Origin of the sequence: Acidovorax sp. SUPP2825, from assembly GCF_030158995.1 — a bacterium.
Taxonomy (GTDB): domain Bacteria; phylum Pseudomonadota; class Gammaproteobacteria; order Burkholderiales; family Burkholderiaceae_C; genus Paracidovorax.
The window spans coordinates 40,726-63,564 of sequence record NZ_BQXK01000026.1; the positions used below are offsets into that span (position 1 = coordinate 40,726).

At 67.3% G+C, this 22,839-nt stretch carries 9 protein-coding genes; all 9 read left to right on the plus strand.

What is annotated here, in order from left to right; genetic code table 11:
• Positions 1-41 precede the first annotated feature (41 nt).
• Positions 42-1,085, plus strand: a complete 1,044-nt coding sequence (locus AVAK2825_RS22785) for an alpha/beta hydrolase (RefSeq protein WP_284402707.1) — start codon at positions 42-44, stop codon at positions 1,083-1,085.
• 423 nt (positions 1,086-1,508) lie between these two features.
• On the plus strand, positions 1,509-1,787 hold the full coding sequence (locus AVAK2825_RS22790) for an MbtH family protein (protein WP_272564786.1): 279 nt from the start codon (positions 1,509-1,511) through the stop codon (positions 1,785-1,787).
• Between the two features lie 5 nt (positions 1,788-1,792).
• Positions 1,793-2,530, plus strand: a complete 738-nt coding sequence (locus tag AVAK2825_RS22795) for a thioesterase II family protein (RefSeq protein WP_284402708.1) — start codon at positions 1,793-1,795, stop codon at positions 2,528-2,530.
• Positions 2,508-3,197: a 4'-phosphopantetheinyl transferase family protein gene (locus AVAK2825_RS22800; RefSeq protein ID WP_284402709.1), complete on the plus strand. Its 690-nt coding sequence runs from the start codon at positions 2,508-2,510 to the stop codon at positions 3,195-3,197. The genes AVAK2825_RS22795 and AVAK2825_RS22800 overlap by 23 nt, the downstream gene beginning before the upstream one ends.
• The gene (locus AVAK2825_RS22805; protein WP_284402710.1) at positions 3,194-4,183 is read left to right on the plus strand and encodes a TauD/TfdA family dioxygenase; all 990 of its coding nucleotides are present in this window, start codon (positions 3,194-3,196) and stop codon (positions 4,181-4,183) included. Before AVAK2825_RS22800 ends, AVAK2825_RS22805 begins: the two co-directional genes overlap by 4 nt.
• 20 nt (positions 4,184-4,203) lie before the next feature.
• Entirely contained in the window at positions 4,204-9,588 is a 5,385-nt protein-coding gene (locus AVAK2825_RS22810) for a non-ribosomal peptide synthetase (protein WP_284402711.1), read from the plus strand.
• On the plus strand, positions 9,588-14,204 hold the full coding sequence (locus AVAK2825_RS22815) for a type I polyketide synthase (RefSeq protein WP_284402712.1): 4,617 nt from the start codon (positions 9,588-9,590) through the stop codon (positions 14,202-14,204). Before AVAK2825_RS22810 ends, AVAK2825_RS22815 begins: the two co-directional genes overlap by 1 nt.
• Before the next feature lie 7 nt (positions 14,205-14,211).
• Positions 14,212-20,739, plus strand: a complete 6,528-nt coding sequence (locus tag AVAK2825_RS22820; protein ID WP_284402713.1) for a non-ribosomal peptide synthetase — start codon at positions 14,212-14,214, stop codon at positions 20,737-20,739.
• Positions 20,739-22,839, plus strand: a 2,101-nt coding sequence (locus AVAK2825_RS22825) for a condensation domain-containing protein (RefSeq protein ID WP_284402714.1), incomplete at its 3' end; no start/stop codon positions are given. The genes AVAK2825_RS22820 and AVAK2825_RS22825, both read left to right, overlap by 1 nt.

Below are 22,839 nucleotides of genomic sequence, written 5' to 3' on the forward strand. Positions count from 1 at the left end.
GAGTGGCCGCTCATCCATTCACTGTCTCGAAGGAATGTCCCATGAGCGACGAAAAGCACGGCGAGCCCAACCCTATCGTCAACGCACTGTCCAACACCATCGCCGCGATCCGTGCCGACGATGACCAGCTTGAACTGGCCAAGGCCCACGAAGCCCTTCACCCCAAGGCCATCGAGAAACTCAGCGTGCAGGAAGCCCGCAGCCAGCCCACCGTGGCGGATGCCGTGAAACACCTGCTGACCCAGCAGGGCCGCGCCACCGACCCCACCTCGCTGGTGCCCGGCGTGCGCGCCACGCCCCTGTCCATCGACACCGACCACGGCCCACTGCAGGCCACTGTCTATGCACCGGAAGACGCCACCGGCCAGGGTGCCGAGCTGCCCGTGGTGCTGTTCTTTCATGGTGGCGGCTGGGTCATCGCCGACAAGGAGGTCTATGACGGCGGTGCCCGGGGCCTGGCCAAGCAGGCGCACGCCATCGTCGTGTCGGTGGACTACCGCCAGGCACCGGAGCACAAGTTCCCCGCCGCCTGGGACGACGCCCTGGCCAGCTACCGCTGGCTCACTCAGTTTGCCTCCCGCATCGGGGGCGACGCCCGCCGCCTGGCCCTGGCCGGCGAGAGCGCCGGCGGCAACCTGGCCGTGGCCACCGCCATTGCGGCCAGGGACGCCGGCCTGCCGTTGCCCCGGCACGTGCTGAGCGTGTACCCCGTGGCGCAGACCAGCCTCAACACCGAGTCGTACCTCGAAAACGCCATCGCCAAGCCATTGAATCGCGCGATGGTGAAGTGGTTCGTCGACCACCTGGTGCGCACGGAGGACGATCTGGCCGACCCCCGCCTGTCCCTCATCGACGCCGACCTGCGCGGCTTGCCGCCCGTGACCATCATCAACGCCCGCGTGGACCCGTTGCGCAGCGATGGAGCGAAGCTGGAAGACGCCCTGCAAAAGGCCGGCACGCCCGTGGAGCGCCGGGAATACGAAGGCGTGGCGCACGAGTTCTTCGGTGCGGCCGCGGTGCTGGAGAAGGCGCGGCTGGCGCAGGCCTACGCGGGGGATCGTTTGCGGGAGTCGCTTGCCGTTTGAGTGCCATGCGTGAACACGGCCGCATCGTGCATGAGCGGGTGTGAGAACTCTTTGGATAGGTGGCTCGGGGGAGCCTGATGCGTTCCTCACCGCCTGCACGCCGAACCCGTCCTTCGCAGCATCGATGGCCGGGCAGATGAGGTCTTGTGAGTCGCGGTTGTCAATGCCTGTTCCCCACCGAGAGACAGGAAGGTCGCTGGGGAGGCCCCGAAGAAGCCCTCACCCCGGTGTGGTCGACGAGGACGGGACGCGCAATTGCGCCCGCTACAGCCCGACCGGCAGCGTGGTCATTTTCCAGCGCGACAAGGCCGGTCAGCCTTGGACGCCTGACTCGGCATGAACAAAAGCAATCTCCGATCGTCTCGTTAGACAAGCGTTGGCCTTGCCGACTCCATCACTGTTTAACTGCATAAGGACGATCTCATGTCTACAAGCTGCTTCGACCGCGAAGACGAAACCTTCATCGTGCTGGTCAACCATGAAGAGCAATATTCCATCTGGCCCCATTGGAAAGCCGTCCCGGGCGGCTGGACCGCGGTGGAGGGTGTCAAGGGCGACAAAAAGACGGTGCTTGAGTATGTAGACCGGACCTGGACTGACATGCGTCCCAAGTCCTTGCGGGTATGGATGCAAGAGCAGGAGCGTGCTCGCTCGGATGCCGGCTCCCTCCGGCTGGAGACGTCTGATTCTGCTGCCGGTTGACCGGCATGGCTGCCTCCCTGAACCTGCTGTGCCTGCCCTGCGCCGGCGCCAGTGCCACGATGTATTTGCGCTGGCGCCGGCAACTGCCGCAGTGGATGCATCTGGTTCCCGTGGAGTTGCCTGGGCGCGGAGGTCGTTTGGGCGAGCCGGCCGTCGAGGACTTCGCACAGATGGTGGCGTTGGTTTGCCGCGAGCAGCGCAGTGCCATCCAAGGACGCTTCGTCCTGTTCGGGCACAGCATGGGCGCGCTCTTGGCCTTCGGCATGGCGCGCCATCTGCGTGCCACGGGGCGCGAACTGCCACTGGCCGTGGTCGCTTCTGGCAGTTCCGCGCCCTCACGCCGCGATCCGGAGCGCTTTGCGCGCAAGGGCGACGATGAGGCATTGATCGCCGATCTGCGCAAGCAGGGCGGCACACCCGAAGACGTCTTCGCCAGTCCGGAGCTCATGCGCATCACGCTGGACGTGCTCGGGGCCGATTACCGTGTCTGCGAAAGCTTTGCCTATGCGGCCGAGCCACCGCTGCCCATGCCGCTGCATGTTTTTGCGGGGCGTGAGGATGACATCGCGGCCGAGCGCATGGACGCCTGGTCCGCCGAGACGGCAACGGGCTTCTCGCTCGACTGGTTTGATGGCGGCCATTTCTTCATCAAGCAGCATGAAGCCAGGGTGCTGTCCGCACTGCAGCAACGCTTGGCATGGTCGGTGGCAGGAGAAAGCCATGCATCTCGCGCCCATGCCTGATGCGCTGCCGGCGGGCATCGAGATCTTTCGCCTGGATCTCGATCTGCAGGCCGACGCGCAACAGGCACTGCAGCACCTGACACCCGAGGAGCGCAGCCGCGCCCGGCGCTACGTGCGGCGGGCCGACCGGGTGCGCTTCGCGCAAACCCGCAATGCCGTGCGTTGCCTGTTGGGGCGGCGGCTGGGCTGCTGTCCTTCCGAAGTACCGCTGTCCATGGGGCCCCATGGCAAGCCTTTCGTGGATGAGGCGCCGCAGTGCGCACCGGTGTTCAACGTCTCGCATTCGGGAGACCACGCATTGATTGCTCTGGCTGATCCCTGCGGCGTCATGCACTTGGGTGTGGACATTGAGCAGCAGCGCAGCGATCTCGATGCGGATGTGATGCTGGACGTCGTGTGCACGGCTCAGGAGCGCGACAGCGTGCGCCGCGCCCCCGACGTGCTCTCGGCTTTTTACCAGCGCTGGGTGGGCAAGGAGGCCGTGCTCAAGGCCATCGGCATCGGTGTGGCCGAGCACCTGTGCTCCATCGACATCAGTCCCCAAGCGGATGGGCGGCTGGCGATTGCCAGCGAAGTCCCCGAGTGGAATGGTTTTCAAGCAATGGCGCTGCCAGCGCCGCCGGGCTACGCGGCAGCTCTTGCGTGGCGTACCAAGGAATCGACATGAACGAAACCCTTCAGCGCTTCGAGCGCAAGGCACCCGCCGGATCTCTTCTTCCTCTGCTCATGACGCCGGCCCACCGAGGCCAGGACCTGCTTGCCGCGCTGCAGTCGCTGCGCCGCGACATCGACGAAGCGCTGCTGACCACGGGCGGCGTGTTGTTGCGCGGTTTTTCCGTGCCCGATGTGGAGACCTTCCAGCGCTTTGCTTCCGCCTTCGGCCATCCGTTGCTGAAATACGAATTTGCCTCCACGCCACGCAGCGCGGTCGAGGCATCCAGCGGCGCGGGCGTCTACACCTCCACCGAGTACCCGGCCCACCAGAGCATCCCCCTGCACAACGAGCAGGCCTATACGCGCGAGTGGCCCATGAAGATCTGGTTTCACTGCGTCACCGCGTCGCCCGAGGGCGGAGAGACGCCGATTGCCGACAGCCGCGCGGTCTACCGGCGCATTCCGGCGCATATCCGAGAGCTGTTCGAGCCCGGCATTCTCTACGTGCGCAATTTCGGCGAAATGGACGTGCCCTGGCAGAAGGTCTTCAACACCGAAAGTCGCGCCGAGGTCGAGGCTTTCTGCCGCCATGCGCGCATGGACTGGGAGTGGAAGGAAGACGACGGCCTGCGAACGCGCCAGCTTTGCCAGGCCATGGAAAGCCATCCCGTGACGGGCGAGATGGTGTGGTTCAACCAGGCGCACCTGTTCCACATCTCGGCGCGCGAGCCCGAAGAGCGCGAGGTGCTGGAAGAAATCTACGGCATCGAGAACCTGCCGCGCAACACCTTCTTTGCCGACGGATCGACGATCAGCGACGACATCTTTGCCGAGGTGCGCACCGCACTCGACGCCGAGACCGTCAGCTTCCCCTGGGAGCAGGGCGACGTACTGATGCTGGACAACATGCTCGTGGCCCATGCGCGTTCGCCCTTCAAGGGACCGCGCAAGGTCATCGTCGCCATGGCCGAGCCGCGCAGCAATCTGGATCGTTTCTGAGAACCCGGGAGGCAGCTGACATGCTGAGTGGACAAAGTGCAATCGCAGCAGAGGGGCAGGCGCCGGCCAGCCTGGTCGAGCATCTGAGGGGGCTGGCGCAACAGCGGCCCGATGACATCTGGCTCACCGTGGCCGCCATGCAGGACGGCCACCTGGTCGAGCGCCACCACAGCTATGGCGACTTCGAGCGCCGCGTGCGAGCGCTGGCCGCCCATTTGCAGCACCGTTGTCCTGCGGGCGCGCGTGCCTTGGTGATGATGGACAACGACGAGCACTATGCCGCCAGCATGCTCGCCTGCTTCTACGCCGGCGTCATTGCCGTGCCGGTACCGCCGCTGGAATCACTGCGCGCACAGCATCTGGAACGGCTTTTGGGCATCGTCGGCGACGCTGGCGCCGCCTGCGTGATCAGCACGGCCGAAGTCATTGAAGCCCTGCCCGGGGCCGATGCGCGCTTTGCCGGCATCGCCGCCATGGCCGCCGATCGCATAGACCCCGCTGATGCCCCCGCATGGGTCCCCCATGCACCCACCGGCGCCGACATCGCCTTCCTGCAATACACCTCGGGCTCGACCTCGGCGCCCAAGGGCGTGATGGTCAGCCACGGCAACCTGATCGCCAACGAGGCTGCCATACAGCAGCGCATGGAAATAGGCGCGGGTGATCGCTTTGTCTCATGGGCGCCGCTCTACCACGACATGGGCTTGATCGGCGGCCTGCTGCAGCCCCTGTACAGCGGGCTGCCGCTGGTGCTGACTTCGCCGCGCCTCTTTCTTGAAAGCCCGGTGCGCTGGCTGGAGCTGATCTCGCGCCACCGCGCCACCATCAGCGGCGGCCCCGACTTCGCCTACCGGATGTGCCTGGAGCGCATCAAGCCATCGCAGCTGGCGCAACTGGACCTGTCGAGCTGGCGACTGGCCTATACGGGCGCCGAGCCCGTGCGCGCAGACACGGTCTCGGCCTTTGCGCAGCGCTTTTCCCCCTGCGGCCTGCGGCCCGACGCGGCCTATGCCTGCTACGGCTTGGCCGAAGCCACCCTGTTCATCACGGGCGGCGCACGGGGCGCGGGCGCTGCCGTCACGGCCTTCGATACCGACGCCCTGGGCCTGGGCAAGGCGGAGCCTGCCGGCAACGCTGCTGAGGGTCCCGAGTCTTCCCAGACCTTGCTCGTGGGCTGCGGCCCTGCCGTTCCCGGCCATGCCGTGGAAATTGTCGACCCCGACAGCCTGAAGGTTCTGGAATCCGGCCGCGTGGGTGAAATCTGGGCGCGCGGCCCCAGCATCAGCCAGGGCTACTGGGGCAAGCCGCAGGAGACGCAACAGGCCTTTGTCGAACATGCCGGCCAGCGCTGGCTGCGCACGGGCGACCTGGGCTTTGTGCACGGCGGCCAGGTCCATGTGGCAGGTCGCATCAAGGACCTGATCATCGTGCGCGGCCACAACCTCTATCCGCAGGACATAGAGCGCGTGGTCGAGGCCGAGGTGGAAGCCGTGCGCAAGGGACGCGTGGCGGCCTTTTCGGTGGATGGACCTGCGGGTGAGGGCATAGGTGTGGCGGCCGAGATTTCACGCGGCTTGCAAAAACTGGTGCCACGTCAGGCCCTGGTCGATGCACTGGCCGTAGCCGTGGCCACGGCCTTTGGCGAGGCGCCGGCCGTCGTGGTCCTGCTCGAACCCGGCGCCCTGCCCAGAACATCGAGCGGCAAGCTCCAGCGCCAGGCCTGCAAGAAGGGTTGGGCGCAGCGCAGCCTGGACGCCTATGCGGTCTGGGAGCACGGGGCCTTCGTGGAGGCAGTGGATTCCGCGACGAATGCGAATGGCGATGCGGACGCGTCCGGAACGGCCTCCACCGCGCCGCGCGACGAAACCGAGACTGCTCTGGCAGCGATCTGGTGCGAGACCCTGCGCTGCGCCGAGTTGCCTGAGGGCGATCCCCATTTTTTCCTGCTGGGCGGCAACTCCCTTTCGGCCGCGCAACTGGCCGCATGCGTATCGGCGCATTGGGGTGTGGACTTCGCGCCCGGCCTGCTCTTTGACCGGCCCCGCTTCTCAGAATGCGCGGCTGCATTGCGCGAGTTGCATCAGGCGACTGCCCACGCCAATCGCACCACCACGTCAGGCCCACACCCACACCCACGCCCAGGCCCCGTGGCGCGCGACCGCGGCGAGGCGCAGCCCCTCTCCCATGCCCAGCAGCGGCAGTGGTTTCTCTGGCATCTGGATCCTGCGGGCACGGCTTACCACGTGGCGGTGGAACTGCGGTTGGGCGGCCTGCTGCATGCGCAACGGCTGCACGCGGCCCTGGAGCGCCTGGTGGCGCGCCATGACGCGTTGCGCACTGTGTTCCGGCCTGCGGCCGATGGCTCTGCCGAACAGCATGTGCTTGACGCGGGCGGCCTGGAATTCAACCTGCTGGACCTGGGCGCCGATCCACAGCGCGCTGACGACGAGGCGCTCCGCCTGCGTGCCAGGCCCTTCGACCTGGGCCTTGGCCCGCTGTTGCGCGCGCTGCTGATGCGGCTTGGGCCGCATGACCACCGCCTCGTGCTAGTCATGCACCACATCGTGTCCGACGGCGTGTCCATGCAGAACCTGCTGGACGAACTCGCGCAGCAGTATCTCCATCTGGGAGATCCTGCGGCCGCCGCCGAGCCTGCGGCCCCTGCATTGCAGTACGCCGACTACGCGGCCTGGCATGCGGCCTGGCTGGATGGCGGGGTGCGAGAGCGGCAACTGGCCTACTGGCGCCGGCAACTGGGCCGCGATCATCCTGTGCTGGCCCTGCCCAGCGACCGGCCGCGCGCCGCAGTGGCCAGCTACTCGGCCGCCCAGCATGGCTTTGCGCTGCGTGCACCGCTGGTGGATGCGCTGCGCATGCGCGCCGCCGAGTCTGGCGCCAGCCTGTTCATGGTGCTGCTTGCAGGGTTCCAGGCTGTGCTGCACCGCTACACGGGCCAGCCGGTGCTGCGGTTGGGCGTGCCCGTGGCGGGCCGCCAGCATGCGGGCACACAGGGCTTGATCGGCTTTTTCGTCAACACCTTGGTGCTGCAAGCCGAGATCGACGGCCGTACCCCGCTGGCCCAGGTGCTCGCCGCAGCCCGGCGCGCCACGCTGGAGGCCCAGGCCCACCAGGACCTGCCTTTCGATCAATTGGTGGAAGACCTGCAGCTTCAGCGCAGTCTGTCGCACCCGCCGCTGTTCCAGCTGCTGTTCAACCATGTGCATGAGGATCTGCGCGGCTTCGAGCGCATGACGGGCTGCGTGACTGAGGCGGTCGCAGTGCCTGGAGGCGCCGCGCAGTTCGAGCTCTCTCTGGAAGTCCGCGAGCGCGCGGGCGGTGCCGTGCGAATCTGCATGGACTATGCGGCCGAGCTGTTTCTTCCCGCCACCATGGAGCGCCTGGGCCAGCACTATGTGCGCATGCTGGAGGCCTTGGCCTCTGGCCCGGAGGTTGCCGTGGGCGAGGTGGACTTGCTATCGGATGCAGAACGTGCCCAGCTCGTTTCCTGGCAGACGGGACAGGGCGGCCATGCCGTGCCCGAGCTGGTACACGCTCAGTTCGAGCAGCAGGTGCGCCGCGACCCAGATGCAACGGCCCTGGTCTTCGGGGACGGCGCCTGGAGCTATGGCGAACTCAATGCGCGCGCCAACCGTTTGGCACACCACCTGATTGCGCTCGGCGTGCGCCCCGAAGTCCAGGTCGGCATCGCAATGGAGCGCTCGCTGGAGATGGTCGTCGGCCTGCTGGCGATCATGAAGGCCGGTGGCGCTTATGTGCCCATGGACCCCGAGCACCCGGCCGAGCGCCTGCGCTACATGGCCGAGGACAGCGGCATCGGCGTGCTGTTGATCCAGTCGGGCCTGATGGTGCGGCTGCCGCGTGAGTTGCAGCCCCTGTGCCTGGCCGTGGATGCTCTCGACCTGTCCACTCAGCCAGCCCATGACCCTGCGGTCGCCATGCAGGGCGAGAACCTGGTCTATGTCATCTATACCTCGGGCTCCACGGGGCGGCCCAAGGGCGCGGGGAACCGCCACCGTGCGCTGTGCAACCGCCTGGCCTGGGGCCAGCGACACCACCCGCTGGATGCACAAGACACCGTACTGCAGAAGACGCCGTTCAGCTTCGACATCTCGTTCTGGGAGTTCTTCTGGCCGCTGTCCACGGGCGCCCGCCTGGCGCTGGCAGGGCCTGGGGAGCACCGCGATCCTGCGCGCATTGCGGCCCTGGTCGAATGCCACGCCGTCAGCTGCATTCACTTCGTGCCTTCCATGCTGCAGGCCTTTCTGTCCAGCGGCCATGCCCAGGCCTGCTCGGGGCTGCGGCACATCGTCTGCAGCGGAGAGGCGCTGCCGGCCGAGCTGCGTGACCGTGCGCTGGCCATGCTGCCCGGCGCCCGCCTGCTCAACCTCTACGGGCCCACTGAAGCCGCCATCGAAGTCACCTACCACGATTGCCGCGAGCCCGGCCCTCAGGCAGTGCCCATCGGACGGCCGCTGGACCATGTGCAGGTGCACGTTGTCGACGCCAGCTTCCACGCCGTGCCGCGTGGCGTGGCCGGCGAGTTGCTGCTGGGCGGTCTGGCGCTGGCACAGGGCTACTGGGGCCGGCCCGCGCTCACGGCCGAGCGCTTCGTGGCCAGCCCCTCGGCCGAGGCCGGCGAGCGTGCCTACCGCACGGGGGACCTGGTGCGCTGGAACGGGCAGGGCGAGATCGAGTACCTGGGCCGCCTGGACCACCAGGTCAAGATCCGCGGCTTCCGTGTCGAGCTGGGCGAGATCGAGGCCGCCCTGCTGGCCGTCGAAGGTCTGCGCGAGGCGGTGGTGGTTGCGGCGCCGACCGAAGGTGGCAGTCGGCTTGTGGCTTATCTGACCGGCGAGGGCGCTGCGCTGCAGGACCCGGGCACGCTCAAGGCGCAGCTGGTACGCAGCCTGCCCGACTACATGGTGCCGGCCCTCTTCGTGCGTCTGGACACGTTGCCGCTCAACAGCAACGGCAAGGTGGACCGCAAGGCGCTGCCGGTGCCCACGTTTGCACATGGCGACGGCACGCGGCCGTTCGAGGCGCCCGAAGGTGGCGTGGCCAAAACCATTGCAGCCATCTGGCGCGAGCTGTTGCAAATCGAACGCGTAGGCGCCAACGAAAGCTTCTTCGACCTGGGCGGGCATTCGCTGCTGCTGATCCGCGCGCACCGGCTGATCGAGGATGCGTTGGGTAGCGGTCTCTCGGTGATCGACATGTTCCAGTACCCAACCGTGGCCACGCTGGCGCGTCGCATCGAAGCGCAACGTGGCGCCGGTGTCGGATCTGTGTCTGGCGCTGCGCAGGACCTGCAGGCCGACGAACGCGCCCAGCGCCGTCGCGCGGCATTGCTGGGCCGCCGCGGCCTGACCGAGGAGGTGAATTGATGCGTGCTCAGGATGCGAGCTACAGTGGCGTGGAAGTCGCCATCATCGGCATGGGCGGGCGGTTTCCGGGTGCGGACGGTGTGGACGCGCTCTGGCGCAATATCCGCGAAGGCCGCGAATCCGTGACCGCTTTCAGCGATGAAGCGTTGCGGGCCCATGGAGCGGACCAGGCCTTGCTGGACGATCCGGCCTGCGTGAAGGCAGGCGTGGTTTTCGAGGGAATGGACTGGTTCGATGCCGGATTCTTTGGCTACACGCCGCGCGAGGCGGGTCAGATCGATCCCCAGCAGCGCGTCTTCCTCGAGAGCGCCTGGCAGGCCCTGGAGAACGCGGGCTACGACGCCGAGCGGCTGGATGTGGCGGCCGGCGTGTTCGCGGGTGCGGGCGCCAATCTCTACCTCATGCGACATCTGCTGGGGCGTGCACAGTGGAGCGGCGGCATTGCCGAACTGATCGCCTTGCTCAACGGCAATGCGGCCGATGCGCTGTGCACGCGCGTGGCCTACAAGCTCAACCTGCGCGGCCCGGCAGTGACGGTGCAGACGGCCTGCTCCACCTCGCTGGTGGCCGTGCACATGGCCTGCCAGTCGCTGCTGGGCTTCGAGTGCGACATGGCCCTGGCCGGCGGTGTCTGGCTCAACTTGCTGCAAGGCGCGGGCTACCTGCACCAGGCGGGCGCCATCCTTTCCTCGGACGGCCGCTGCCGTGCCTTCGACGCGCGCGCCGATGGCACCATGCTGGGCAGCGGTGCGGGCGTGGTCGTGCTCAAGCGGCTGGACGACGCGCTGCGCGACGGAGATACCGTCCATGCCGTGATCCGTGGCAGTGCCGTGAACAACGACGGCGCACGCAAGATCGGCTACAACGCGCCCAGCGTGGACGGCCAGGCCGAGGCCATACGCGCGGCCCAGGCCATGGCCGGGGTCGATGCGGCTTCCGTGGGCTACATCGAGGCCCATGGCACGGGCACGACGCTGGGCGATCCCATCGAGGTCGCAGCCCTGACTCAAGCCTTTGGCGAGACAGGGCGCGCGCCTGGCCACTGTGCCCTGGGGTCGGTCAAGACCAATGTCGGTCATCTGGACGCAGCGGCCGGCGTGACCGGCCTGATCAAGGCCGTGATGGCGCTGCGCCACCGCACGCTGCCACCCAGTCTGAACTTCGCTACACCCAATCCGCGCGTGGACTTCGCCACCAGCCCTTTCCGCGTCCAGACCGAGGCGCAGGATTGGCCTGCCGGCCCGTTGCCCCGGCGTGCAGGCGTGAGCTCCTTCGGCATGGGCGGTACCAATGCGCATGTGGTGCTGGAGGAGGCCCCCGCAACGCTGCAAGCCTCTCCACCTGGGGCAGTCGAACAGGCCCCTCAATTGCTGCTGCTATCGGCCCGAACACCCCAGGCGTTGCAGGCTTCGGTCAGCCAACTGGCCCGGCATCTGGAGCAGCACCCGGGGTTGGCCCTGGCCGATGTGGCGCACACGCTGCGTGTGGGCCGCAAGCGCCATGCGCATCGACTGGCCGTGCTGGCTCCGGACGTGCCTCAGGCCATCGAGGCACTGGGCCGTCCGCCGGCCCCGGTGCATTTCAAGGGCAGCGTGCTTTCGCCGCAGCCCGGCGTGGCTTTTCTGTTCCCGGGCCAGGGTGCACAGCATGCGGGCATGGCGCGCTGCCTGCACGCGCAGGAGCCCGTGTTCCGCGACATCGTGGACCGCTGCTGTGACACGGTGAGGGGACAGACCGGCATGGACCTGCGGCCCTGGCTGCTGGCGCATGCGTCCGACGAGCAGGCAGCGCGGGCGCTGGCCCGGACCGAAGCCACGCAGCCCGCGCTGTTCATCGTCGAATACGCCATGGCGCGGTTGTGGATGTCCTGGGGCCTGCAGCCCGAGGCCATGCTGGGTCACAGCATTGGCGAATACGTGGCGGCCTGCATTGCGGGGGTTTTCACGCTCGGCGATGCGCTGGATCTGGTCGTTGCGCGCGGCCGCATCCTGCAGTCCACGCCGCCTGGCGCCATGCTGGCGGTCGGCCTGCCCGAGTCTGCCTTGCAGGACTGGCTGGGTCGAGGCTGCGATCTCGCCGCCGTCAATGCGGACGATCTGTGCGTGCTCTCGGGTCGGCCCGAAGCCATTGCGGCAGCCGAGCAGGCACTGGCAGGCACAGGCGTGCTGCTGCGCAGGTTGCAGGTGTCACACGCCTTCCATTCTTCGCTGCTCGATCCCGCGCTTGACGCCTTCGCTCAGAAGCTGGCCCGGGTTGCGTTCAGCCGGCCCGCCATTCCCTTCGTCTCCAATCTCAGCGGCCGCTGGATCGGTGATGAAGAGGCCCAGGACCCGCGCTATTGGTTGCGACACCTGCGTGGCACGGTGCGCTTCGCCCAGGGGCTGGACACGCTGCTGGAAAAAAGCGACCGCATCCTGCTGGAAGTCGGCCCCGGCCAAAGTCTCACCAGCCTGGCCCGGCGCCATCCCCAGGCCGGCGCGCGTCCCGTGCTGGCCTCGCAGGCCGGAGTCAATCGCGAGGAGCTCCAGTCCGACCAGCCAGCGCGCTGCCTGGCCCAGCTCTGGACAGCGGGCCTGGAAGCGGCCCAGGCGCCACTCCTGCGCAGCGCGCAGGGTGCGCGTCGCGTGCCTTTGCCTGGCTATCCGTTCGAGCGTGAATCGCACTGGGTTGCCGCCGCAGGACGAGGCCACGAGACAACGGCGTCCCCGATGTCTTCCATGGCGGAGACCCGACGCGATCCCCTCGACTGGCTGTATGCCCCGGTCTGGCAACGCGCCTTGCCTAACTTCCAAGCCGCGGTCGCACAGGCTGGTGGCTGCTTGCTGCTGCTGGCCGAGTCCGGATCGGCGCTGGCTGAGTCCTTGGCGCAAGTCTGGTCCGTCACCCAGTCCGCCCCGCTGGTGCGCATCGAGCCCGGCCTGCGCCACGAGCGTCTGGGCGCTGGGCACCATGCGCTGCGCATGGCCGAGCGTGGCGACTGGATGAGCGCGCTGGAGCAGATTGCGGCCGAGGTCGGCCCCGTGGCACGCATCTGCCACCTTTGGAGCCTGGGCCCGTTCGATGACGCACAGGCTGCCGAGCGCTGCCTGCTGGCCCCGCTGGCCCTGGCCCAGGCGTTGGACTCCCTTCCTGCGGTGCATGCAGCCAATGGGCTGCAGATGCTGCTGGTCACGGACGGGCTGGAGGACGTGACAGGCACCGAGGCCTTGCAGCCTGCCAAGGCCATGCTTCATGGCCCCTGCCTCGTGATTCCGCAGGAACTGCCGGGCATGGCCTGCCGCATCGTGGATGTGTTGCCTGCGCAGGAGTGTGCGGCTGATGAAGCCACTGCGCTGGCGCATCGCATTCTCGCGGAGTTCAACGAGCCCGCACAGGCCTGCGTGGCCTTGCGCGGCCCACACCGCTGGGCCAAGCGCTACGAGCGAATCGCGATGCAGACCTCCTCCACGCCCGCGCCACGCCTGCGCCGTGGCGGCTGCTATGTGATCACTGGTGGCCTGGGCGGCATGGGGCTTGCGTTGGCCCGGCACCTGGCGGAGCACTGGCAGGCCAGGCTGGTGTTGCTGGGCCGCTCGCCGCTGCCTGCGCGTAGCCAGTGGCAGGCGCTGGTGCAGGATGCGCAGACGGCACCCGCGCTGCGCGCCCGGCTGCAGCAATTGCTGGACATCGAAGGCCTGAGCGCGGAGCTTTGCCTGGTGGAAGCCGATGTGGGCGAAGAATCCCAATTGCGCGCCGCGTTCGCTCAGGTGCGGTGCGCGTTCGGCGAAATCCATGGCGTCATTCACGCGGCCGGTCTGGCTGGCGAAGGCATGCTTGCAGACAAGCTGGCACCCGCCGTGATGCAGGTGCTCGCACCCAAGCTCCAGGGAACGCGGGCCTTGCTGGCGGCCCTTGACGGGCAGCCGCTGGACTTCATGCTGCTGTGCTCTTCGCTGGCCGCCGTGGCGGGTGGCCTTGGCCGCATCGACTACGCGGCTGCGAATGCCTGTTTGGATGCCCTGGCCGTCGCGCATGGCCGCGGGGCCCGCTGGCCGCTGATTTCTGTGGGCTGGGACGGGTGGCGCGGTGTGGGCATGGCTGCGGAGACGTCCATGCCCGAGGGCGTAGGCATCGGGCCGCAGCAGGGCGTGCGCCTGTTCGAGCACATCCTGGCCAGCCCGGTGCGGTCCCATGTCTGCGTATCCACCACAGACCTCGAAGCGCGCCGCCATGCCGACCTCGCCGCGTTGCTGGCTCAGGCACTGCCTGTGGCCTCGGCAGTGGCGGCCGAGTCGCCATGCGTCCAGGCGCGGCCCGGTGGTTTGGCCGGCTTCGTAGCACCCGAGGGCGAGCTGGAGACCGGGCTGGCCGCGCTCTGGAGCGGGTTCCTTGGCGTGGCTCCTGTGGGCGCCGAGGACAACCTGTTCGAGCTCGGCGGCGACTCCCTCATGGCGATCCAACTGCTGGCGCGCGTGCGCCAGGCCTATGGCGTCGAAATCCATCCTGCGGCCTTGCTGCGCACGCCTACGGTGCGGCGGCTGGCCGAATTCGTTGAAACCCGGTTGATCGAGGAAATCCAGTTTCTGGACGCCGAAGCCGAGCCCAGTCCGACAACCGCCTCGCCGCTCTATTCGTAAGATTGCCATGACAGCACCGCAAGATATACAGTCCCTGCGCGCCCGGCTCAGCCCCGAGCAGCGCGCCCAACTCGATGCCCGCCTGCGCGGCGGTGGTCGCGCAGCGCCACGTGGTGGTCAGGACATTCCGCGCCGGGACCCGGCCACCCCCGCGCTGCTTTCCCATGCGCAACGCAGCCTTTGGTTGACCTGGCAGCTTGCGCCCGAGAGCCCGGCCTACAACCTGGCAGGCAGTCTGGAAATGGACGGCCCCCTCGACGCGTCGGCGCTGAGCGCAGCGCTGGGTGACCTGGTGGCGCGGCACGACATCCTGCGCACGCTGATCACGATCGGTGGCGACGGTCAGGCGCTGCAGGCCGTGCAGCCGCAGGCGGGTGTGCCGCTGCAACTTCCAGTGGTCGATCTGCGCGAGCAGGCCAGGATCGAAGACGCGTTGGCAGACGCGCTGGCCGACTTCGCGCAGACGCCCTTTGCCCTTGACCGGGAGGTGCCGCTGCGCGCCTGCCTGTACCGCCTGGGCGAACAGCACCATGTGCTGGCGCTGTCCCTGCACCATATTGCGGCGGATGGGTGGTCGTTGCGCATTCTCGTGGACGAGCTTTTCCAGTGCTACGCCGCCAGGCTCGGCGCCCGGCCGCATGCGCTGGCGCCGCTGCCCATACAGTTCACCGACTACGCGGCCTGGGAACGCCAGCGCCTGGACGGCGGCGAGCGCGAACGACAACTGCGCTACTGGCGCGATCGCCTGGGCAGCGCGCATGAGCCGCTGGAACTGCCCCTGAGCCATGTACGCGGCGCGGTAACGGATGCGGCCGAGGGTCGCCACCGTTTCGTCTGGCCCATTGAATTGTCCGATGCGGTGCGTGCCATGGCGCGAGCGCGTGGTGCCTCGCTGTTCATGGTGATGACGGCCTTGCTCGACCTGTTGCTGTACCGCCTGAGCGGCCAGCGCCGCATCCGCGTGGGGACGCCCATCGCCAACCGGGGCAAGGCCGAGACCCATGGGCTGATCGGTTATCTGCTCAACCTCCAAGTGGTGCAGGTCGATGTCGCGCCACAGATGGGCTTTGGCGAGCTGCTGGAGCAGGTGCGGCATGCTGTGCTCGACGCGCAGCAACATGCCGACCTGCCGTTTGACATGTTGGTCGAGGCGCTTGCGCCGGAGCGCCAGCCGGGCGTGCATCCGTTGTTTCAGGTCAAGTGCACGCAACAGGACGCGATGGAGCGCGAGCGCAGCGTCGCCGGGTTGCACGTGCGCATTCAGGCCATGACCGCAGGCCATGCGCACTTCGATCTGAGCCTGGATTTCACAGATCGGGCCGAAGGCATCGAAAGCGTTTTCATCTACGACACGGGCCTGTTTGATGCGCAGCGGATTGCGGTCTTTGCGGAAGGCCTGACCCGTTGTGCGCAGCAGGTGGTGACGGCGCCCGACAGGGCATTGGCGGCCCTTGCGCTGACTGACCCGGCCGAGGGTCTGCAGACGGTTGCCGTGTCGCAGCCCGCAAGTCCGCAGGCCATAACGGTGCTTTCCCTTTGGGATGCCGCCGTGGCCAGCCAGGGCCAGGGCTTGGCGGTGCGTGCCGAATCGCGCACTGCATCGTTCGGGCACTTGGACAAGGCGGCAAACCAGCTTGCGGCGCGGCTGCGCACGCAAGGTCTGGGTCCGGAAACCCGCGTCGGGGTGCTGGCACCGCGCTCGCCGGAAATGGTGCTGGGTATGCTGGCCGTATTCAAGGCCGGCTGCGTCCATGTGCCGCTGGACCCCGAGCTGCCGGCCGACCGGCTGGCCTATCAGCTGCACGACAGCGGCGCCCGCCTGGTGCTGGCCCTGCAGCCTCCTGCATGGCAACCGGGGATCCCGGTATGGCCGCTGGCGCTTTCTGAACCTGCAGACCTCGATGCCGATGCGCTGGAGACCGCCACCCTTCACCGGGACCAGGCCGCTTACCTCATCTACACCTCGGGCTCCACGGGCCAGCCCAAGGGGGTTGTGATCACCCATGGCGCGCTGGCCAACTATGTGCAGGGTGTGCTGGCCCGGCTGGACCTGCCGGTCGATGCGTCCAGCATGGCCATGGTGTCGACGGTGGCTGCAGACCTGGGGCATACGGTGCTTTTCGGCACGCTGTGTTCTGGGCGTCTGCTGCACCTCATGTCCCCTGAGCGCGCTTTTGATCCAGACGCCTTTGCGGACTACATGCACACGCACCAGGTCGATGTGCTGAAGATCGTGCCCAGCCATTTGCAGGCCCTGCTGAGCGCTGCCCGGCCTGAGCAGGTCCTGCCACGCCATCGCCTGGTGCTGGGCGGTGAGGCCACGGGCTGGCCTTTGTGCACACAGATCGCCGCCCTGAGCCCCTTCACCAAAGTGCTCAACCACTATGGCCCGACGGAAACCACGGTCGGGGTGCTGACCCAGGAGGCCGCTGCGGCCGCCCGTGAGGCAGGCACGGTGCCGCTGGGCCTGCCGCTGCGCAACAGCTGCGCCCATGTGCTGGACGAATGGCTGAGCCCCGTGCCGCAGGGCCTTGCCGGCGAGCTGTACCTGGGTGGGGCAGGTTTGGCACGTGGCTACGAAGGCAGGCCTGGCCAGACCTGTGAGCGCTTCGTGGCGGACCCCTGGTGCGCGGGCCAGCGCCTGTATCGCACCGGGGACCGCGTGCGGCAACTCAAGGATGGCAGCATCGAGTTCCTGGGCCGGAACGACGACCAGATCAAGCTGCACGGCTACCGCGTCGAGCTCAGTGAAGTGGCCCAGGCGTTGCGAAAGCTGCCCGGTGTCGCGAGTGCCGAAGCCATTGTGCGCGAGGCTGAAAACGGTCCGCAACGCTTGCTGGCCTATGTCGTTGCGCAGGAAGGGCAGGTGATCGATGTGGCCGCGTTGCGCGAGACCCTGTCGCGCACCCTGCCGCCCTACATGCTGCCAGCGGCCATCGTGGTGTTGCCGCGCCTCCCGTTGACCATGAATGGCAAGGTCGATCGCCATGCCCTGCCGGAGCCAGAGACGGCCGAGTGCGGCGGCCATGAGGCGCCGGTGGGGCCGACCGAGCAAACGCTGGCAGCGGTCTGGTCGGAGGTGCTGGGGCGCGAGCACGTCAGCCGCGGGGACAACTTCTTCGAGATCGGCGGAGACTCCATCCTGGCCCTCAAGGTGGTGGCCAAGGCGCGAAAGCACGGGCTCAAGCTGGTGCCCAAGCAATTGTTCGAGCAGGTCAGCCTGCAGCAATTGGCCGAGATGCTGCAGGCACCTACAGTGGCAGGACAGTCCACGCTGGCCTGTCCGGTGCAGGACCAGGACCAAGCGATCCCTGTGCTGGCCCCGGAACTGCGCAACAAGCCGCTCGTGCCGTCGCACGCCCAATTGCGCCAGTGGTTCCTCTGGCAACTTGACCCTCACAGCAGTGCCTACCATATCGCAGGCGCTCTGAAGCTGGCCGGTGAGCTGGACCTGGACGCCCTGCGCATGAGCTTCGATGAACTGGTGGCACGCCACGAATCACTGCGCACGGTGTTCAGCGCAGACGAGCAGGGTCAGGTGTGGCAGCAGGTCCAGGCGCCTGCCGAGTTGCCTGGGGCCGCGATGCCATTGATTGATTTCTCGGCCCTGCCCGAGGACCAGCGTGATGCTGCCGTGCAGCGGCAGGCGCTCGACACCATCGCCACGCCTTTCAATCTGTCCCGTGGGCCGCTATTGCGGCTGGCGCTGATCCGCGCGGCACAGCACATGCATGTGCTGGTGGTGGTCATGCACCACATCGTCTCGGACGGCTGGTCCATGCAGATCATTGTCGAAGAGTTCGCGCAGCGTTACCGAGCGCGCCTTGCGGGGCAGCGTCTGACCCTGCCGGCGCTACGCCTGCAGTATGCGGACTACGCGGCATGGCACAAGGGATGGCTGGAAGCCGGCGAAGGGCCGCGGCAGTTGGCGTACTGGAGGGATAGGCTGGGCAACGAGCACCCTGTCATGCAATTGCCCGCCAGCAGGCCACGCCGGGCCGATGGCCGCTACCGGGCAGCTCAGCACGCCATCACGCTGTCCGCAGACCGGGTGCGAGGCCTGCAGCGCAGAGCACAGGCCCAGGGCATGAGCCTGTTCATGGTGCTGCTCGCAGGGTTTCAGGCGCTGCTTCACCGCTACACGGGCTTGCAGGACATCCGTGTGGGCGTGCCCACCGCCAATCGGCACAGGGCGGAGAGCCAGGGCATCGTGGGCTTTTTCGTCAATACGCAGGTGATGCGGGGACAGCTGCATGGCCAGTTGACGCTGTCCGAATTGCTGGCGCAGGCCCGGGATGCCGTGGCGCAGGCCCAGGAACACCAGGACCTTCCCTTCGAACAGCTGGTGGAGGCGCTGCATCCGCAGCGCAGCCTGAGCGTCAGTCCCCTGTTCCAGGTGATGTTCAACCACCAGAGAAAAGGCCACCAGGTGCTGGAGCAGCTTCCCGGGCTGCGGTTCGAGGGCTATCTGGACATCGAAAGATCGACCATCTTCGAGTTCATGCTGGACACGGTCGAGTGGGAGGATGGCCGCCTCAGCGCGCAGTTCAGCTATGCGCAGGAGCTGTTCGATGCGCCGATGGTCGAACGCCTGGCGGGCAGCTTTGACCAGATCTTGGCGGCGTTGGTGGAAACGCCTGGAGCGCGGCTGTCCGAGATCGGCATCCTCGGCGCCACCGAAATCCGCAAGCTCGATGCGTGGAGCCGGGCAGGTGAGCACGGCGCCGGCCCTGCCTCTCTCGTGAAGATGATCGAGAACCAGGTAGAGCTGCAGCCGCAGGCGGTCGCCATCGAATGCGCGGGGCAAAACCTCAGCTACGGCGAGCTGAACCTTCGTGCCAACCGATTGGCCCATCTGTTGCTGGAAAGGGGCATCGGCCCTGAGCGTCGCGTGGCCGTAGCGCTGGAGCGCGGCGTCGATTCGGTGGTGGCTTTGCTGGCCATCCTCAAGGCGGGCGCCGCCTATGTGCCGCTGGACCTGGAGTACCCTGCCGACAGAATCGCCGTCATGCTCGAAGACAGCCGGGCCGATGCCTTCATCCATCACGCGGATGTGGGGGCTGCTCTGTCGGGTGTCTTCGGCGGGCTGGTCGCCATCGACCTTCGCCGCGTGGCATGGGAGCATCTGCCGGGAGGCAATCCGACCGTTGCGCTGAATGCGGACGGCCTGCTGTACATCCTGTTCACATCCGGCTCCACCGGGCGGCCCAAGGGCATTGCGATGCGGCAAGGCGTGCTCTCGCAATTGGCCGCATGGCAGATCGACCGCATGCCGGGGGCCGCGCGCACGCTGATGTTCGCCTCGCCCTGCTTCGATGTGGGCTACCAGGAGGTCGTCGTGGCCCTGTGCTCGGGCGCTACCCTGGTCCAAACGGACGCCGCCCAGAGAAGGGATTTTTCCTTGCTGTTGGCCTTGATGGACGAGCGGGCGGTGGAGCGCGTGTATCTGCCCTATGCCGTGCTCCAACTGTTGGCCGAAGCGGCGCTGCGCCTGGGCAGAAACCTGCCGGCGCTTCGGCAGATCATCACGGCCGGCGAGCAACTGAAACTGACCGAGGAACTGAGGGCCTGGCTTCAGCGGATGCCCGGGTGCCGGCTGGTCAACCAATACGGCCCCACGGAAACCCACGTGGTCAGCAGCTTCGATGTGGATGCCGGCGATGGCCGGACGCTGCCTCCCATCGGATCGCCCGCCTCGACGGCCATCCTGCGCGTGCTGGATACCGCGCTGCAGCCGGTGCCGCCGGGCGTGGTCGGCGAGTTGTACCTGGGCGGTGCACTCGCCAGAGGCTATGTGGGCCGACCTGCGCTCACGGCGCAACGCTTTGTGGCGGACCCCCTGGGCCGCCATGCTGGCCGTCTGTACCGGACGGGGGACCTGGCGCGATGGGATGAGTACGGGCAACTCGAATACCTGGGGCGGGTCGATCACCAGGTGAAGATCCGAGGCTTTCGCGTGGAGGTCGGCGAGGTGGAGGTGGCCCTGCTGGCGCTGGAGCCGGTGCGAGAGGCCGTCGTTGTGGCCCAGGAACTGGCAGGCACCAGCCGGCTCGTGGCCTATGTCGTTGGGCAGCCTGGCGCTGCGGTAGACACTGGCGCGCTGCGTGAAAGCCTGCGGCTTTCCCTGCCCGACTACATGCTGCCTTCGGCCTTTGTCGAACTGCAGGCGTTACCCCTGAATGCCAATGGCAAGGTGGACAGGGTCAGGCTGCCCGATCCCGCTGGGGGATCGTCGCGTGCCCATGAAGAGCCGTCTGGCGATACAGAGCAAGGGCTGGCGCGGATCTGGCGCGAGGTGCTGTCGGTGGAGCGCGTGGGTCGCGGCGACAACTTCTTCGAACTGGGCGGCCATTCTCTGCTTGCGGCGCAGATGGTGGCGCGCGTTCAAAGCGCCATGCAGACCGGCCTTGCCGTCAAGGACGTGTTCGAAGCCCCTGAGCTGTCCGCCATGGCCGCTCGCATTGCCACCTCAGGCGATCAGCGCGCAAAGTTGCGCGAGATGGCCTCGTTTGTCGACAGTCTGGAGAACGTTTGATGGGCCTCGATCATGTGCGGTATGTCGCGGAAAAATTCGCAGGGCTCTCGGATGAAAAGCGCCGCCTCGTCTACCAGCAACTCAAGGCGCAGGGGCTGTCTATCGGCCAATTTCCCGTCCTGCCACGCGACGCGAAGGCCTCTGGCGAATGCGCAGCCTCGGCGGCCCAGGCGCGGCAGTGGTTTCTGTGGGAGCTTGATCCCCGCAGCACGGCCTACCACCTGGCGGGTGTGATGCGGCTGCGTGGTGAATTCGATGTCGAGGCGGCAAGAGCAGCGCTCTCCTGTGTGGTGCAGCGCCATGAATCGCTGCGCACGGTGTTCAGGATGGGAGAGCAGGGCCAGCTCCAGCAGCTCATCCGCGAACATGCCGAAGTCGATTTCAGCTGTTTGGACTTGGGCGAGCCTGGCCAGGCAGACACGCAGCAAGCGGAAATGCAGCGCATCTGCAGCCAGCCGTTCGACCTGGCCCGGGGACCGCTGTTGCGGGCCGTGGTGCTTCGGCTTTCGCCCCAGGAGCATCTGTTCGTGGTGGTCATGCACCACATCGTTGCCGATGGCTGGTCGTTGCAGATCGTGGTGAACGAGTTCGCGCAGCATTACCGAGCCGTGGTTCTGGGCGAGGCCGTGGCTCTGGCGCCGCTGGCGGTGCAGTATGCCGACCATGCGCTGTGGCAGAAAAGCTGGCTCGACGCGGGTGAGGCAGACAGGCAACTGCTGTACTGGCGGCAGCAGTTGGGCGACGAGCACCCGGTTCTTGAGCTGCCGGCAGACCAGCAACGGAGCAGCGACGGGCGATACCAGGCAGCGCGCCATGGTCTGGCCCTGTCGGCCGACCTGGTGAAACGGCTGCGCTCGCTGGCCGACCGGCATGGCGCCAGCCTGTTCATGGTGCTACTGGCGGGATTCCAGGCATTGCTGCACCGGCATACCGGCGGAGAGGACATCCGCGTGGGGGTGCCCGTCGCCAACCGGCATCGCGTGGAGACCGAAGGACTTGTCGGCTTCTTCGTCAATACCCAGGTGCTGCGCGCCAGGCTGCACGAGTCCATGCCATTCGGGCAACTGCTGGACCAGGTCCGCCAGGCGGCGCTGGAGGCGCAAGACCATCAGGACCTGCCTTTCGAGCGGCTGGTGGAAGCCCTGCAGCCCGAGCGCAGCCTGGGTAGCAGCCCGCTGTTCCAGGTCATGTTCAACCACCTGCGCGAGGACTACCGGGCGCTGCAGCAACTGCCGGGCCTGGACGCCGAGCTCTGCGACGCTGCCGACAAGGCTGCGCAGTTCGAGTGGATGCTGGAGACCACGGAGCGGCCCGACGGCAGCGTGCATGCAAGGTTCAGCTATGCGCGCGAGTTGTTCGAGCCCTCGCGCATCGCCCGGCTTGCGGACCAGTGGGTTCATATGCTGTCGGTGTTCGCAGACCGGCCGGACTGCTGCGTGGGGTCCGCCGATTTGCTGCCCGCAGAGGAAACGGCCCAGTTGCACGCGTTGGCCCGGACCACGCACAAGCAAACGCAAGGTCACTCTCCCTTGCACCGTCTTGTGGAGCGGCAGGCAATCAACCAGCCTGGCGCCATTGCGTTGCGTTGCGAGGATCAGACCCTGACCTACGGCGAGCTCAATGCGAGAGCCAACGGAGTGGCGCACCGCCTGATGGCGCTGGGGGTGGTGCCGGAGACCCGGGTGGGCATTGCCATGCAGCGCTCGGTGGAGATGGTGGTGGGGCTGCTGGCCATCCTCAAGGCCGGTGGTGCCTATGTGCCGCTGGACCCGGATTACCCTGCCGATCGCCTGGCGCACATGGTCCAGGACAGCGGCATCGGATTGGTGCTTGCTCATTCGTCGGTGCGTGAACGCATTCCCGGCACGGCCGGGCTGCAGGTGCTGGAGATCGACACGCTGGACCTGTCGGGCGAGGCGGACACCGACCCGCATGTGCAGGTGAGCCCGGACGGGCTGGCCTATGTGATCTATACCTCCGGCTCCACAGGCCGCCCCAAGGGCGCCCAACTGAGCCACCGCAACGTGGCGCGGCTGCTGGATGCCACCGAGGCCTGGTTCGGCTTCGGGCCCGACGACGTGTGGACGCTGTTTCACTCCT

Bases quoted from the DNA above. Each gene is read 5' to 3' on its own strand.
- AVAK2825_RS22785 (WP_284402707.1), top strand. From the start codon at position 42: ATGAGCGACGAAAAGCACGGCGAGCCCAACCCTATCGTCAACGCACTG.
- AVAK2825_RS22790 (WP_272564786.1), top strand. From the start codon at position 1,509: ATGTCTACAAGCTGCTTCGACCGCGAAGACGAAACCTTCATCGTGCTG.
- AVAK2825_RS22795 (WP_284402708.1), top strand. From the start codon at position 1,793: ATGGCTGCCTCCCTGAACCTGCTGTGCCTGCCCTGCGCCGGCGCCAGT.
- AVAK2825_RS22800 (WP_284402709.1), top strand. From the start codon at position 2,508: ATGCATCTCGCGCCCATGCCTGATGCGCTGCCGGCGGGCATCGAGATC.
- AVAK2825_RS22805 (WP_284402710.1), top strand. From the start codon at position 3,194: ATGAACGAAACCCTTCAGCGCTTCGAGCGCAAGGCACCCGCCGGATCT.
- AVAK2825_RS22810 (WP_284402711.1), top strand. From the start codon at position 4,204: ATGCTGAGTGGACAAAGTGCAATCGCAGCAGAGGGGCAGGCGCCGGCC.
- AVAK2825_RS22815 (WP_284402712.1), top strand. From the start codon at position 9,588: ATGCGTGCTCAGGATGCGAGCTACAGTGGCGTGGAAGTCGCCATCATC.
- AVAK2825_RS22820 (WP_284402713.1), top strand. From the start codon at position 14,212: ATGACAGCACCGCAAGATATACAGTCCCTGCGCGCCCGGCTCAGCCCC.